Below are 16,093 nucleotides of genomic sequence, written 5' to 3' on the forward strand. Positions count from 1 at the left end.
ATATTAAATAAAACACTATCAAATTTTATTTAGTAAAATAATTTTGATAGTGTTTATATATTTAAATTAATATTTTATAAATCATATTATAATAGATTATCTCTAAAATCTTTTAAAAATTCCTTTCTATCTTCCTTATAGTTACATTTCTTTATTAGCCTGTTTAGAAATACCTCATCATCCCAATCTTTTCGTTTTGTATAATAATTTTTAGATATATCATAAAAGTCATAGGGAAAACTTAACAAACCATATAATACTTCTAATTCTTTATCCGTTATGCTATATACGTCAGAATAGCTATTTAAGATAATATTTGCCTTGCTAATATCAAAGCCAAAATTTTTTATAACCTTTGTTATAAAATTACACAAATCATTAACTTTTAAATCTAAAATAGCATAATCAAAATCTATAAAATAAGCCTTATCTTCTTTAATCAATATATTATGATAAGCTAAATCATGATGACAAATAGATATTTTGTCATTTTCTTTACATATATCATAATAATAACTATTCTCTAATATATTTATACTTTTACTTATCTCATCTATATAATAATCTATTTCGGATAAGAATAAATTATCAAATTCATTCTTATTTTTATGGATATTAGCCATTTTTTTAAAAAAATTCATCTCCTCTTTTTGTATCTTAAATTTTTCTATAGATTTGCCATTTAAAACCCTTTTATTAAAGTTTGTTGTAAAGCCTTTTGATGCTTTATGCATTTTGGCTAAAGCTGCAGAGGAAATCTTTAAGTCTAAAGGATTACTAAATTGACATTCTCGTCCATCAATTAAATCCATTAAACAATACATTTCACCTTTATATATAGTATATATATCTCCTTGTATGTTCTTTTCAAATTCCATTATTCTTCCAAATTGAATTTTTATATAATCTATTATTTCTTCTATAAATTTTAATTCTTCTAGAGTATAATCAACTTTTTTTAATATTTTTTTACCTTTGTTTGTATCTATAATATAAACATTTCTAATAGGATAAATATCCTTTACAATAAAATCATATTGATCAAATAAATCTAAGGATAAATTATATTTTTTAAGATAACTTTTATTTAGCTTATCCATTTCATCACTCCTTTAAAAAAAGCTATTAGAATCCAATTTCATAGCCTTATTAAATCTATCCATATAGTGTTTTTCTTTATTTAAATCCTTTTCTTTCATATATTTTGTACAACACTTTATTATGGAGTAAGGATAAGATAACATATATAAAATAAATTTATAGCTTTCATCATTCAAGCTTTCAAATTCACAAAAATTTTTACATAATTTTTCTATATTTAAAGATGAGTTTTTTTTATTTACTTTATATAGTAATTCTATACAATCCATTTCTACCATATTATAACTACATTTACTAATATCTATAACTTCTATTTCTTTATTATATCTAATATTATTAAAATACGTTTTACCCAAACATATTTCCTTTCTCTCCATACTTCTCCATACCAAATTAATATATCCATTTTCATATATGTTTTCTATAACCTTCTCAGCCCTATTTATATAATTAGGCATATAATCTAAAATTAATTTTTCTAAATCCGTATTATTACTTTTTTTATCTTTTAAATTTCTAACATACTTATTTATTTTTTTTAAATCCAGTTTATATTTCTCAATTATAATGCCTGTTTTATTTTTTATCCCACCTCTTATATAACTTTTATTCCCTAGTGTATTTTTATGAAAAAAACTAATCACTTCTAATTGTTCTGTTACCAATTCCTCTGATAAATTATTTAACTGTCTATGATCATCTTTAAAGTCTTCTATTATATTTATATCCTTACTTTTTAAATAATGAGAAATATCAGTTATTTTTTTTAATGAATCCATTTCATATATTGCACCTCCTTTAGTACCTATTTATATTTTTTTCTTATCTTCTTTAAGACTTCTTTCTCTTCATCTTTAAGTTTATTTATTTTTTTCTTTTTTTTCTTTATTTCTTTTAATTTTTTAACAGATTCTTTTAGTTCCTGTAATTCTTCTTCATATTTATCTAATTCACTCATATTTTCTTTTATATTTTCATAATATTTTTTATTACGAGACATAACTATATCTCTCCTTAAATATTAATTTTTCTAAATTTTTCTATAAACTCTTGTCTTTCTTCTCTATCTGCATAATATCTATTTAGCTTACTAAAAAAGAACTCCTCACTCCAAGGTTGTTTTTCCCAGTAATACTGTATACCTATTTGCCAATAATCCTGTGGAAATTCCATAAAAGCGGCCATTATAAGTATATATTCTTTATCTATATAAGATTCTTCGCTGTAAGAATTCAAAATAAGTTCTGCTGATTTTAAATCCCATTTACCATTTTTCATAACTCTAATAAGTATACTGGCTAAATCATGTAATTTAGTATCTAACATACAATAATCAAAATCTATTATATATATTTGATTTTCACTATCTATAAGTATGTTATGATTAGCATAATCATGATGACAAAAACATCTATCCTCAATTTGCTTTAACATTACATTTAGATAGTTTGTTTCACATAAATTCTTTATTGACCTATCTGCTCTTTCAATCTCATCCTCTAATATGCTTATATAAAAATTATCAAATTCACTTTTTTTATTTTTATTTAATATCCTTTTTTTGAAATCTAGTATTTCATCTTTTCTTGTTTGAAACGTCTTGGGCCATTTAAACCATCCGATTCTAGGTTTCATATATTCTGTTATATAAAAATTCTTACTCTTTTCATGTAACTGGCCCAATTTATTGGCAGCCATCATAACTTCTACCGGATTAGAATAATTACATTGTCTTGAGTCATCTATCCATTCTGTTATATATCCGTAAAAATCTCCTATTTTTATATAATCTAAACCCTTATTATTAGGAATAATTTCTGGAATTTTGCTAAAATTATTACATTGTAAATGTTTCATGCAACTTATTATAAATAAAAAATGATTGAATTCATATTTTATTATTTTAAAAGCATATGCTTTATTAGAATCACTAATTATCTTATATACATTTTTTATTTTTTCTATAGAATTAATATTTATATCATAATTATTTTCCACTATGTTTATGATTTCTGATTTATCCAAAATAATGCCTCCATTATTTTATTAATCTATATGTATTATATGAAAATATTGTACTTTGGTGATAACTGGAACATTTTTTAGGAAAGATTAATATTATATATAACAGTAAAGCTATACTTTATGTTGACATATATAATAAATGCTTTTAATGAGGTGGTTATAAAAATGAATATTTCCATAGATGGTAGGGGTATAAATTGGTATAAGGGTACTGGTATAGGAACATATACAAAAAAAATATTAACAAATATGATAGCAGAAACTCACGAAGATTCATTCAATATATATTGGTCAGGGGATGACTATCTTAAATTTAAAAAACATAATACTAATATTATACTAACCTCTAAAAAACATAGTAGATTTTTTGAGCAAACCTATATTCCATATAACCTTAACAGCACTAAATCTGATATATATCATATACCACAAAATGGTATAGGTATTTCTGAAAATATAAATTGTAAAATTATAGTAACTATTCATGATTTAATTCCTTATATAATGCCAGAAACTGTTGGAAAAGGTTATTTAAATAAATTTCTGAAAGAAATGCCTAAAATAATTGAACTATCTGATAAAATAATAACCGTATCTGAATGGTCAAAAAAAGATATATTGAAATTCTTTCCTATGAGGGAAGATAAAGTTGAAGTTATCCCACTAGCAGCAGATTCCAAATACAAGCCCTTAAATAAATTGTATTGTAAAGACATACTTAAAAGAAAATATGGAATAAACTTACCTTTTATTTTATATTTAGGTGGCTTTAGTTCTAGAAAAAATGTTACATCTATAATAAAGGCTTTTGAAAGGATATATGACAAATTACCACAAGAACACGCTTTAGTTATAGTGGGTTCTAAAAAAGATGAAGGTGAAAAATTATATGAATTTAGTCGTAAACTTAAAATAAGCTCTAATATAATCTTCACAGATTTCGTAGAAGAACAGGATCTACCTATATTTTATAATGGGTGTAGTGTATTTATTTATCCCTCATTATATGAAGGTTTTGGACTTCCACCACTTGAGGCTATGAGTTGTGGTTGTGCAGTTATAGCTTCTAACATTACCTCTATTCCGGAAGTTACTTCCGATTGTTGTATTAATATAGATCCTTTAGATATTGATGATATATCAAACTCAATAGAAAATATATTAAAAAATCCAGACTTAAAAGATAGATTAAGTAAAAAAGCTTTTGAAAGATCTATGCTTTTTTCTTGGAATAAAACCGCACGAAATACCTTAAATGTATATAACAGCGTTTTAAAATAACATAAAAAAGAGCCAAAATTTTTTCTTAAATTTTGGCTCTTAAATACTTTTTTAATATAAATATATAATTACTAGTCAATAAAATTATATATTTATATTACTTTATATATCTTATTTTTATTTTGTTATACTATTAATAAAAATTTTTATACTTTTTAGCTCTTTTTCTATATCATTAGTGTTTAATAACTCTTTCTTAAAATCTATCATAACTTTTTGTACATAATTGTAGTTCTTGGTATAATTTATATTTGGAGTTTTACTTGCTATATCAACAAAAATTCTCCAAATTTTTTCCTCATTAAAATAGTTTACATTTTCAGAAAATTTAGCATACTCATAAGTTGGTTTATAGGATGGAAATTGTCCATAATTTAAAAATCCTTTATTTAAACTATACTTATTTAATGTTATATTTTTTATCAGTTCCATTGATAATTTATCTTTAGATTCCTTGCAAGATTTTATTGCAACAATAGAAGTTCCTCCTGTAATTGCAGAATTTTTACCTCCTACTTCAAAGGATGGTAATTTCATTATTTCCCATTTACCACTTTCTTTCTTTCTTTCACTTATCAAATAATTAGATAGCTCTGAATTATATGGAATACATACTACATTATTATTATTGACAAATGATTTAAAATCTCCCTTGTTATCAAAATCTATATTAGCTGATTCTATTCTCTTTAAAATATTAAAAGTATCTATATAATTAGGTTGATCTATTTGTAACTTATTATCTTTATCAAAATAGTAAATTCCTTTTTCATTTAATAAAACTTCAAGCATACTGTTGTCTCTTTTGTTAAATGATATCATTTTTACTTTTCCATTGCTTTTTTTATATATTTCCTCACCAATTTTTATAAAATCATCCCATGTTTTTATGTCTTTACTATTTATATTATACTTTTCTAATAACTCTTTTCTATAATATAATGCTACAGGCTCTACTGTATAGGGAACAGCAATAAAGTTATCATATAGCTTAACTAACTCTCTTTTGCAAGGAATAAAATCCTTTATGGTATTTTTCATAAGGTCATTTAATATAATTACATCTTTATAGTATCTTGCTCCAAACTCTTTTGTATCCTTATCATCTAAACATATTATATTAGGATAAGAATTTTTATCTTTTATTTTTGAAAATTCATCTATCATATTCTCCTTATTTTTATTATAAAACTCCACTTCTACATTAGGATATTTTTCTTTAAAGTCTTTAACACCTTCATTCATGGCTTGATTATGTTTAACATCTCCCCATATAACTAATTTATCTTTTGTAAAATTTTTAGTATTATTATATCTACCTAAAATAACTAATATTACAGGTATTATCAATATTACAATAATACCTATATAAATAAGTTTCTTTTTCTTCATTTTAACCTCCCTTAAAGGCCTTATATTAATATTTTTAACATATATACTATAACTATAATATATTATAATATAATTATGTTCAACTTAATGAAGCTTAAATAATAAGTTTTACAAATCCTTATGGAGTAAATAAAAAGGTATCCCATTAAAATGAAATACCTTAATTTATATAAAATTAATTTATTTTTAGCCCTTTGACATTTCATAATTTCCTTTTTCATGAAAATCTTCTTTCCAAGCTTTTTCTGCTAAAGGATCAAAATCCTTTGCCAATTTGTCTAATTTACTTTTAAATACTTCATCATGGAGCATCATTTCTGCCCCTTTATCTGTTGGTTTAGCCCCTGTTTTACTTGCTATTTCCCTTATAACTTTAGGATTATCTATCATCATGCATGGTTTTAATAGATTATCATTGTATGGCTGTCTATCTCTTAACTCCTTAAAGAAAGGCGCTTTAAATACATCTATTAATTTCTTATTTTTTAAATTATCTGTAGCAAAATGAGCGAATATGCATGGCTCTACATCTTCATGTGAATTTATATGACAATAATATTTTCCAGCTATGCAACCACCAACATATGGAGCATCATTAAAGAAATCTATAGCAAAATATGGTTTCTCATTCCTTATTTTCCTGACTTTCTTACCCAAATATATTCTTTGTTCTGGTGTTAACATTAAATTAAAATCTGGATCCTCACCTACTGGCATAAATATGAAATACCAGCTCATTTTAGCACCTTTTTCTATTAACATATTAATAAACTCATCTGAAATGACTGTATCTATGTTATTTCTTCCCGTAGCTGTAGAAACTCCAAACAATACGCCTCTTTCTCTTAGTAGATCCATTCCATGCATAACTTGTTTAAATACACCTTTTCCTCTTCTAGCATCTGTCTCTTTTTCAAAACCTTCTAATGAAAACATTGGTATTATGTTCCCTAACTTTTGAACTCTATCTGCTAATTCTTCATTAAACAAAGTTCCATTTGTAAAAGGTGTAAAAATACAATCATTGTATTTCTCATAAATATCTAACATATATTCATTAAAAAAAGGTTCTCCACCTAATACTATAAAATAATATATTCCGATTTCTCTAGCTTCTTCAATTATTCTATCTACTTCTTCATAAGGGATATCATCTTCTTTACTATAATTTGCAGCATAGCAACCTGTACATCTTAAATTACATCTCATAGACGGGCTTATTAATATTACGAAAGGTGTTTTTATTTCATCTTCTTTAAAAAGTTTTTCTCTCTTTGGCATTCCATACCAAACAGCATTTGCAAAAAAATTTGTAAAAAATTTTTGCATACAGTTTTTATCTGTGGTTTTAAATAAATTTTGTACAAATTCATGGGTAGATGGATTATTATAGTACTCATCCTCTACAACTTTTAATCTTTTTAAATTATCCTCATCTTTAGCTATGGTTTTTTCTATTAATGTAAATAATCTGTCTACATTTTTTTCGGGGTTTGTACTAAGTAAACCTGCTGCAGTCTTTACCATTTTGTCTTTAGCAGATTTTTGCAATAATTTTATGACTTTCATATGAGCTCCCTCCCGATAAAATAAAATTATTTTTAACCTTAACTATAATTTATCACGAATTATGATTACTTATAACCATTATATTACCAATTGACTAATTGTCAATAATTTAATTTTATGTTTTACAAAGTATTCACAAACATATTTAATACTATCCTATTCATTATATTCAAAAAAAATAACTTAGTGATTTAAAATCACTAAGTTATTTAAAATAATAACCTTTACAAATTATTTATCATACTAGCCAGATATCCTGCTCCAAAACCATTATCAATGTTAACAACACTTACACCACTTGCACAACTATTTAACATAGACAATAGGGCCGAAAGTCCTTGAAAGTTAGCACCATACCCTATACTAGTAGGTACTGCAATTACTGGCTTATCTACAAGACCGCCTACAACACTAGCCAAAGCCCCTTCCATTCCTGCTGCTACCACAACAACTCTAGCACCTCTTATTAATTCTAATTTATCAAATAGTCTATGAATCCCAGCTACACCTACATCATAAATTCTTTCAACTTTATTTCCAAATAGCTCTGCTGTAACTGCTGCTTCTTCAGAAACAGGTATATCAGAAGTTCCTGCTGTAACCACAGCTATGTATCCATCTTTAGATTTTACTTCTCTTTTTTTAATAACTATAGTTCTAGCTAATTCATTATATTCAGCCTCTGGACATATTTTTTTTACTTCTTCATAGGCTTCTTTTGTAGCCCTTGTACCTAATACATTATTCTCTTTTGTAAGCATAAATTCTATTATGCCCTTTATTTGATCTACGGTTTTTCCTGCGCAATATATAACCTCAGGATATCCTACTCTCATTTCTCTGTGATTATCTATTTTAGCATATCCTAAATCCTTAAAAGGAAGATCCTTTAATATATTTACCCCCTCTTCTAATGAAATTTTATCATTTTTAATATCTAGAATTAATTTTTTAATATCTTCTGTATTCATTTTATCACCTCTTTTAAAGCTATTTCATATTTATTTCAGCATTTAAACTTCCCATTTTATATCCCTCTATATCTACAGTAACATATTTAAATCCCAACTCTTTAAGTTCTTTTGATACTTTATCTAAAATCCTCTCATTAAACAACTTCATTCTTTCCTTTTGAGGGACTTCTATTCTAGCTAAATTCCCATGACTTCTTACTCTTACTGCTCTAAATCCTAGTTTCATCATATATACTTCTGCTTTTTCTATTCTAACTAAATCCTCTCTTTTTATTTCTTGATTATAAGGGATTCTAGATAAAAGGCATGCATAAGCAGGTTTATCCCAAGTGTCTAGTTGTAACTCTTTAGACAAAATTCTTATTTCCTCTTTATTAATAGCATTTTCTAAAAGAGGGCTTTTTACTTCTAATTCCTTTAAAGCTCTCATTCCTGGCCTATAGTCTTTAGTATCATCTGCATTGGTTCCATCTACTATATATTTAATTCCTTTTTCTTTCGCCAAACATTTTATTTTATTAAATACACTTTTTTTACATATATAACACCTATCTTCTGGATTAAATCTTATTTCTTCAAGCATTGGTACTTCTATAAAATATGATTTTATTCCTATCTTATTTACTAATTCTTTAGCTTCTTTTATTTCCCACTTTGGTATATAAGGTGATACTATAGTAATAGAAATAGCATTATCTCCTAAAGCTTCTTTTGCTGCTTTCAATAATAATGTACTATCCACTCCACCAGAAAAAGCCACTGCCACACTCTTTAAATCTTTTAGATAGTTAATAAGATTATTATACTTGTCATTTATGTTCATAATATTACTCCTTATGTTTATTAACTGCCTCATAAACTTCTTTTATAGATATGTTGTTTTCTAATGCAATTTTTTTACAATCCTCATATTCTGGTTTGCTATTTAATACCTGACCTTTTAAATAGGATTTTTTTACGGAAACCTCTCCATATATAGTGTTTACTTTTTCTACTTTTCTCTTTAGCATAGACTTTTCTACAGAGTATTTTCTTATTCCTAAGGTAGTAGTTTCTCTAAACATAATTTCTTTCATAATATTTTCTAATTTATTTTCACATAAAACCGTTAATTTAGCAGCTGGTCTAGTTTTTTTCATTATTATTGGTGTAATATAAGCATCTGATGCTCCTTCATGAAGTAGCTTGTTAATTACATATTCATAAATCTCAGAATTCATATCATCTATATTGCATTCTAATATTAAAGCTTCTTCTTGTTCAATATCATTCCCTTCTTGTTCTTTATTTTCTGCTAAAAAAATTCTTAATACATTAGGTATATCTGATAAATCTTTTCCACCTATACCATATCCAACTTTTTCAATATGAAAATTTTTATTTTGTGTAAATTTATATACTGTAGAAGCTATTATAGCCGCTCCTGTAGGAGTGGTTGCTTCAAAAGGTATTTCTTCTGAAGATACCATTGGTATATCTTTTAATATCTCTGCCGTAGCCGGTGCTGGAACTGGCATTGTTCCATGGGCGCATTTTACAAATCCAGATCCTACTTGAATCTTTGAACACAATACTTTATCTACTTTTAAATAATCTAAACATATAGCAGCACCAACTATATCTACTATGGAATCTGTTGCACCAACTTCATGAAAATGAACTTCTTCTAAAGGTTTATTATGCACCTTTCCTTCAGCTTTTGCTACCTCTAAAAATATATCCTTGCTAATCTTTTTAACATTATTATTTAGCTCACTATTATCTATTATTTTATTTATATTTATCAAATTTCTGTGATTATGATCATGATCATGCTTATGAACATGTTCATGCTTATGGTTATGTTCATGACTATGTCCATACTCATGGCTGTGTTCATGTTCATGATTATGATCATACAAATTTTTTAATATAACATCAACTTTTGTTCCTGATATGCCTTTTCTAGCATCCTTATTTATTTTAATTTCAAATTCATCATTAATATTAAGCTTAGCTAATTCTTTTAATAGATACTCCTTATCTACACCTAAATCTATTAAAGCCCCTAAATTCATATCCCCACTTATTCCTGAAAAACAATCATAATACAATATTCTTCTCATATTTCATTCTCCTTATTTTATATTCATTATATAAAGTATAATATCAATTTATATTATTCACAATAATTGTCTAAATATATAATTAATTTTAACATATATTAAATAATTTTTTAACAATATACTGTATTTAATTATTTGAATTAACAAAAATTATATATTAGTTAGATACTTAACATGTAATTTTTACACTAAAAATGTTATTACTTAAAAATTTTTTTCAAATATACATAATAAATATAAGTAAAAAAATATACAATTATATCTGAAACTACATATAATCTTTTAAAAATATAAAAAATAGTATGGATATTAATTTTTTAATATCCATACTATTTTTTATATATATTTTTTTAAGCTTTCATTTTCCTTTAGCTCTTGTACTAAATGCTTAATTTCTTGATCTTTATATTTGTCCATTATAAGTAATACATCTCCACCATCTACTATAACTAAATCTTTTATACCAAATCCTATAACTAATTTATCTTTTGCAATTACAGAACAATTTTCACTTTCCTTTAAATAACTATTCCCACATATACTATTATTTCTACAGCTATTTAAAAATCTACTAAGAGCAGTGAAGCTTCCCATATCATCCCATTTAAAATTACTTTTTATAACATATGCTTTTCTGGTCTTTTGCATAATACCAAAATCTACAGAAATTCCTTCTATTACTTCATATTCTTCTCTAATTACTTTTTGTTCTTTATCTGTATCTATATTAGTATATATTCTCATCATGCTTTTATATATTTTAGGTAAATATTTTTCCATTTCCCTTAAATAAACGTCTGCTCTCCAGATAAACATTCCACTATTCCATAAATATTCTTCACTAGATACTAAATCTCTTGCTATTTCTAAATTAGGCTTTTCTAAGAATCTTTCTACTTTATAAGTAAAGCTTTGGCTATTGACCTTATCACCCATTTTTATATATCCGTATCCGGTTTCTGGTCTTAAAGGCTTTATACCTATAGTTACTAATCCCCTTCTTTTTTCTACTATATCTACCCCTTGTTTTATCACATCAGTAAATTCTTTTTCATTTTCTATATAATGATCCGAAGGTAACACTATCATAGATGCATCTTTATCTTTTTTTAAAAGTTTTACCGCTGAGAGACCTATACAGGTAGCAGTTTCTCTATTATAGGGTTCTGCAAATATATTTTCCTTTTTTATTTCTGGTAATTCTTCGTATATTTTGTCCATATATTCTTCATTAGTTACTATATATATATTATCATTATTTACTAATGGTTTTATTCTATCTACGGTCGCCCTTAAAAAACTTTTATTATTTATTAACTTTAAAAACTGCTTTGGGTTTTCTGATCGTGATAATGGGTATAGCCTTGTTCCTTTTCCACCTGCAAGTATTAATGCATATAACACAGAATCCTCTCCCAATAATGCTATATTCATATATTATGTATAAAATATAGCATTGGTGAAAAAAGATTATATATATTTAAACTACTAACAAATTATTTTTTAATATTTCTTTAGGATCATCTTTATATAACCCACTTTCCATTAAGAATTTATGGAGTTTTTCAATTTCCACTTCTGGATTTCTATAAAATTTACTACCTCTTATTTTATAAAAAGCCCATCCTAATCTAGTTAAATCCATTTCCAAATCCAAAACTTTTTCTACATTGTTATTTTCATATAAATTCCCATCATCACATATTATGGCTATTCTATTATGTTTACCTTCTAGTATAAAATCTATAATATACTTTCCTAATTTAATATTTGATTTTATATCACCCTTTAAATTCCTAATATTGTTATATATATCCTTCTGGAATTTAGTTTGCATAACATAATTTATATTGGGTAATTTGCTTTTATAATTTTTATAATTATTGCAATAATCTATTAACTTATATCTTACACAATTATTATTTATATTTTTGTAATCTATGGAGTAAAAAAGAAATATTTGATTTCTAGCTCTGCTTACTGCTACATTAAATCTTTTTATATCTGTTTCCTTTGTCAATGCAGTATATTTCATATTATCTCCAACTACCATAGATAAAAATATTATATCCCTTTCATCGCCTTGAAAAGAATAGGCATCTCCGCAAATTAATTTTCTTCTTTTTATTTCTTCTTTACTTAAATTATTTCTTAATAAATTTTCTATAAATTCACTCTGAGCATCTCCTAATAACGATATAACTCCCATTGTCATTCCATTATATTTGCTATCTCTACAACATTCTAGTAATTTATTTACTAGTGCTTCCGCCTCATTAATATTTATTTGCTTACTTTTTTCTCTATATCCATCTTCAACTTTTATACATTTAATAGGTGAATTAAACGCCTCTCTTATTTTTGGATATCTAAGAGGTACTATTAAGTCTCCGTAACAAAGTTTATTACTAAACTGAACTATTTCTGGCACAGATCTAAAATGCTCCTTAAGCATTATTCTATCTTTAAAGGTTCTAAGAGCTGTATCATATAAGCTTGTCTGCAAATCAAACCATTGATTATGAGGTATACCATCAAGATATTTGTCAATAAAATTATTTATCATACCTTGATCCATTCCCACTACTTCTGGACTAATCTGTTTGTCATCTCCAACTATTATTGCCTTCTTAGCTCTCATTAGTGCAGATATTGCAAATATATTACTTTGACTACTTTCATCAAATATTACTACATCAAACTGATTTTTAGATGGTTTTATATTCTCTATTACCTTTTCTAAAGGCATAATCCAAACTGGAATTATAGACTTACATTTTTCCATTTCTTCTTTTGCTATATTGCTATACTGTAATACAAACTTCCCCCTTCCCTTTCCAATTCGTTTAACAGCTTGTACCCATGAAAATAGGCTTCTTTTTTGCTCTTCATTAATATTTAATATTATATTCTTCCATGCTTTTTTGCTAATTATTTGATTTATTATTTGCTTTTCCTTATTTTTTTCTTCTATTAATTGCCCTTGCAGTTTCTTTTCATCTATCTTTTCTAATTTTTCAAATAAATTATTATATTGTGCCCATTTCCATGCATTTTCCCAATTATTAAATTTATAATTCTCTTTATAATTTTCCAATATAAATTCTAATGTTCTAGGACAACTTTCTTCCAGCTTTTTATACACATAATTTATTTCATCTATATCGGATTTCATTGACATAATTTTTTCTATATAACTATAAGCTTCTTTTATATAATCTATATTTTCTTTATCTATACCCTTTATTATAGAATTTAAACTTTCAAAATTTCTAACCTGTTTTTTTATTATTTCCATAAAAGCTTTTAAATCATTATACTCATTTATTGCTTTTATACATTCTATACACTGTATAAAATATTCATATGTGTTTATTTCATACCAATTTATATTAATAGGTATTCTTATTCGTCCTAACAGTTTTATTATTTTATCTCTGTATTCTCTATTCCAATTCATTATAGTATCTATATTATTACTTATGTGCTCTATTGAAATTAAATTATCTATATTATAATTAAAATCCTCTTGTATATAACTATTTATTATATTTTCCCATAACCTATTTAAAAAATTATATATATTTTTTTCTTCTATATAGTCATTTATAATATTTAATTGCTCTATGCTTTTTATATTTTCTCCATTTATATAACAATTTTTAAAAATATAATCATATTTGCTATTAAAAACTTTAAATATTTTGCTAACTTTCTTTTTTCCCCTAATTTTTGAATATACTCTTTTATAATCCTTTATAAAAACATCCATATCTTTTATTTCTTTTATCTCTATAGAATATTGGTTTATATTTCTTCTTATTTCTATTAATTTCTCTTTAGAACTATTTAAATTAAGTAAAAAATTATTTATTGAATCTCTAAAAATTTTGCTTGAATAATATAGTTTAAACATTTTTCCTAGGATAGGTTCTTGTATTATACTCTTCATTTTTTCAAGGCAATTGTATAAAAAATCTAACAAAATATCATAATTGCATTTACATTCTGCAGGTATATACCATCCCTTTATTTTATTTTTATAGAAATTTAAATTACTTTCTAAATATATCATTCTATCTAACTTATTTTCTACTTCCTTATATGATGGAATCTTATTACATATAAAAATCAACTCATTAATATTCTCTATATATTCTTTCCCGTTGTTTTTTAATACTGATATTAATTTATTAAATTGTTCTTCATTAACAGGTTTTATATCTTCATACCTTATATTATCTTTTATCCAGCCATATTTATATTGGTTTTCATTTAACCATGATCCTATATGAATTAATTTATAATAGTTTCCTTTGCAATGTATTTTTTTATTTTCCATAAATTCAATTTCTTTTAATTTATTATATAGAACCTGCTGATTTTTCTTACATTCCTTTCTTTCATTATTTAAAATATATATATCATCTATTATCTCACTTGGATTTTTGCATAAATTATCAGATATATTTTTAATACATTGTTCTAATTCATACTCTCCATTACTATCATCTAATAAATTTACGCATAAGGGTTTTATATCTTCAGGTATTTTATTTATTAATACTCTTAATGCCCTACTGGTTTCACTAGTAACCAATACCTTTTTACCATGAGCTAAAAAATGGCATATAAGATTTGCTATAGTATGACTTTTTCCTGTCCCTGGCGGTCCTTGAACTAATATAGCTTCATTTTCACAAATTTTCTTTGCTATGGAAATTTGCTCCTCATTAGCCTCTAAAGGAAATAATATATCATCTTTACATTCCTTCCATTGATTTTTATGAATACAATCATCTTCTATTTCCTTTTCCTCTACTAAAGCTTCAATAGTTTTAGGTATATCATAGCCATTATCTATTTCTTCTACCATTGATTCAATTTCTTTACTCCATAAACTATTATCCCTTTTTCTTATTATAAGTATAGGACAATTATATATAATAGGTTTTTCTGTTAGTTGTACTCTATTTAAATCCCATATGTCTTTAAATACTATTTCCGAATCATCATTTAATAATAATTGTATTTTATTTTTTATATTATCATAATCCATTATATCTATTTTTTCTTTTTCCAAACTATTTTTTTGAGACATTATTTTTTTAAACAAATTTTTATTTAAAAAATCACAAATCTCTATTTCTAATTTTATTTTACTAGGAATTTTTAAACTTAATATATTTTCCTTATCTATAAAATCTACTTTAACCTTTGAAGTTATCATAGGATGAATTATATTTTTATTTGTTTTCAATCCTAATATAGCTTGTCCTAATATTATTTCATTTTCATTCTCTCCATCTAGGTATTGTTTATAAATCTCATCATATATTTTCCCAGCTTCCCTGGATATTTTTATATTTACATTATCCTCCTTATCTCTACTTACATTACAATAATTATTTTTAAGTATATCTTTTTTAGTATATAGGGCTTCATATGTTCTAACATCACTTGAGCATTTATTCATTTTCTTTATTCTCAAAAGATAATAAAATATATTTTTTATCTTCTCTGAACACTTCATATGTACACCTCCACTAATTTAAAAGAATAATATATTAACTTTTATGTTAAATTATACCATTTATTATTGGTATATTCAAAAAAATCGTAGTACAAATTACTATTAAAAATTCT

12 protein-coding genes are annotated in these 16,093 nt (G+C 24.9%); 1 reads left to right on the forward strand and 11 read right to left on the reverse strand.

What is annotated here, in order from left to right:
• Positions 1 to 86 precede the first annotated feature (86 nt).
• The 4 genes from ACYUEW_RS13780 to ACYUEW_RS13795 are packed head-to-tail and all read right to left on the reverse strand — an operon-like array spanning position 87 to position 3,126.
• Positions 87 to 1,100, reverse strand: coding sequence for a CotS family spore coat protein (locus ACYUEW_RS13780; RefSeq protein WP_460276940.1), 1,014 nt, complete (start codon positions 1,098 to 1,100; stop codon positions 87 to 89).
• Positions 1,101 to 1,112: 12 nt separating this feature from the next.
• A complete protein-coding gene (locus ACYUEW_RS13785; RefSeq protein WP_003487935.1) occupies positions 1,113 to 1,880 on the reverse strand; it encodes a hypothetical protein in 768 nt (255 codons plus the stop codon).
• Positions 1,881 to 1,906: 26 nt separating this feature from the next.
• Positions 1,907 to 2,101 (reverse strand): hypothetical protein, encoded by a 195-nt coding sequence (locus ACYUEW_RS13790; RefSeq protein ID WP_003487937.1) that lies wholly within the window; start codon positions 2,099 to 2,101, stop codon positions 1,907 to 1,909.
• A 14-nt stretch (positions 2,102 to 2,115) separates the two neighbouring features.
• A complete protein-coding gene (locus tag ACYUEW_RS13795; RefSeq protein WP_042385960.1) occupies positions 2,116 to 3,126 on the reverse strand; it encodes a CotS family spore coat protein in 1,011 nt (336 codons plus the stop codon).
• A 165-nt stretch (positions 3,127 to 3,291) separates the two neighbouring features.
• Here ACYUEW_RS13795 and ACYUEW_RS13800 point away from each other — a divergent pair, with 165 nt between their 5' ends.
• The gene (locus ACYUEW_RS13800) at positions 3,292 to 4,407 is read left to right on the forward strand and encodes a glycosyltransferase family 4 protein (protein ID WP_042385962.1); all 1,116 of its coding nucleotides are present in this window, start codon (positions 3,292 to 3,294) and stop codon (positions 4,405 to 4,407) included.
• Positions 4,408 to 4,524: 117 nt separating this feature from the next.
• On the opposite strand, the gene ACYUEW_RS13805 is transcribed toward ACYUEW_RS13800, so the two are convergent.
• The 7 genes from ACYUEW_RS13805 to ACYUEW_RS13835 all read right to left on the reverse strand — a co-directional run bounded on the left by ACYUEW_RS13805 (position 4,525) and on the right by ACYUEW_RS13835 (position 15,980).
• Entirely contained in the window at positions 4,525 to 5,799 is a 1,275-nt protein-coding gene (locus tag ACYUEW_RS13805) for an ABC transporter substrate-binding protein (RefSeq protein ID WP_003487943.1), read from the reverse strand.
• A 186-nt stretch (positions 5,800 to 5,985) separates the two neighbouring features.
• Positions 5,986 to 7,368 (reverse strand): radical SAM protein, encoded by a 1,383-nt coding sequence (locus tag ACYUEW_RS13810; protein WP_003487946.1) that lies wholly within the window; start codon positions 7,366 to 7,368, stop codon positions 5,986 to 5,988.
• 224 nt (positions 7,369 to 7,592) lie between these two features.
• Positions 7,593 to 8,339 (reverse strand): nickel pincer cofactor biosynthesis protein LarB, encoded by a 747-nt coding sequence (gene larB, locus ACYUEW_RS13815; protein ID WP_003487948.1) that lies wholly within the window; start codon positions 8,337 to 8,339, stop codon positions 7,593 to 7,595.
• A 19-nt stretch (positions 8,340 to 8,358) separates the two neighbouring features.
• Positions 8,359 to 9,165 (reverse strand): ATP-dependent sacrificial sulfur transferase LarE, encoded by an 807-nt coding sequence (gene larE, locus ACYUEW_RS13820; RefSeq protein ID WP_460276941.1) that lies wholly within the window; start codon positions 9,163 to 9,165, stop codon positions 8,359 to 8,361.
• 4 nt (positions 9,166 to 9,169) lie between these two features.
• Complete coding sequence (gene larC / locus ACYUEW_RS13825; RefSeq protein WP_265204190.1) at positions 9,170 to 10,447, reverse strand: nickel pincer cofactor biosynthesis protein LarC; 1,278 nt, start codon at positions 10,445 to 10,447, stop codon at positions 9,170 to 9,172.
• A gap of 336 nt (positions 10,448 to 10,783) precedes the next feature.
• Positions 10,784 to 11,851 carry a mannose-1-phosphate guanylyltransferase gene (locus tag ACYUEW_RS13830; RefSeq protein WP_042385966.1) on the reverse strand — a complete coding sequence of 356 codons (1,068 nt, stop codon included), beginning with the start codon at positions 11,849 to 11,851 and terminating at the stop codon, positions 10,784 to 10,786.
• Positions 11,852 to 11,927: 76 nt separating this feature from the next.
• Entirely contained in the window at positions 11,928 to 15,980 is a 4,053-nt protein-coding gene (locus ACYUEW_RS13835; RefSeq protein WP_460276942.1) for an AAA domain-containing protein, read from the reverse strand.
• Positions 15,981 to 16,093: the final 113 nt, after the last annotated feature.

This window comes from Clostridium sp. CTA-1, from assembly GCF_054768215.1.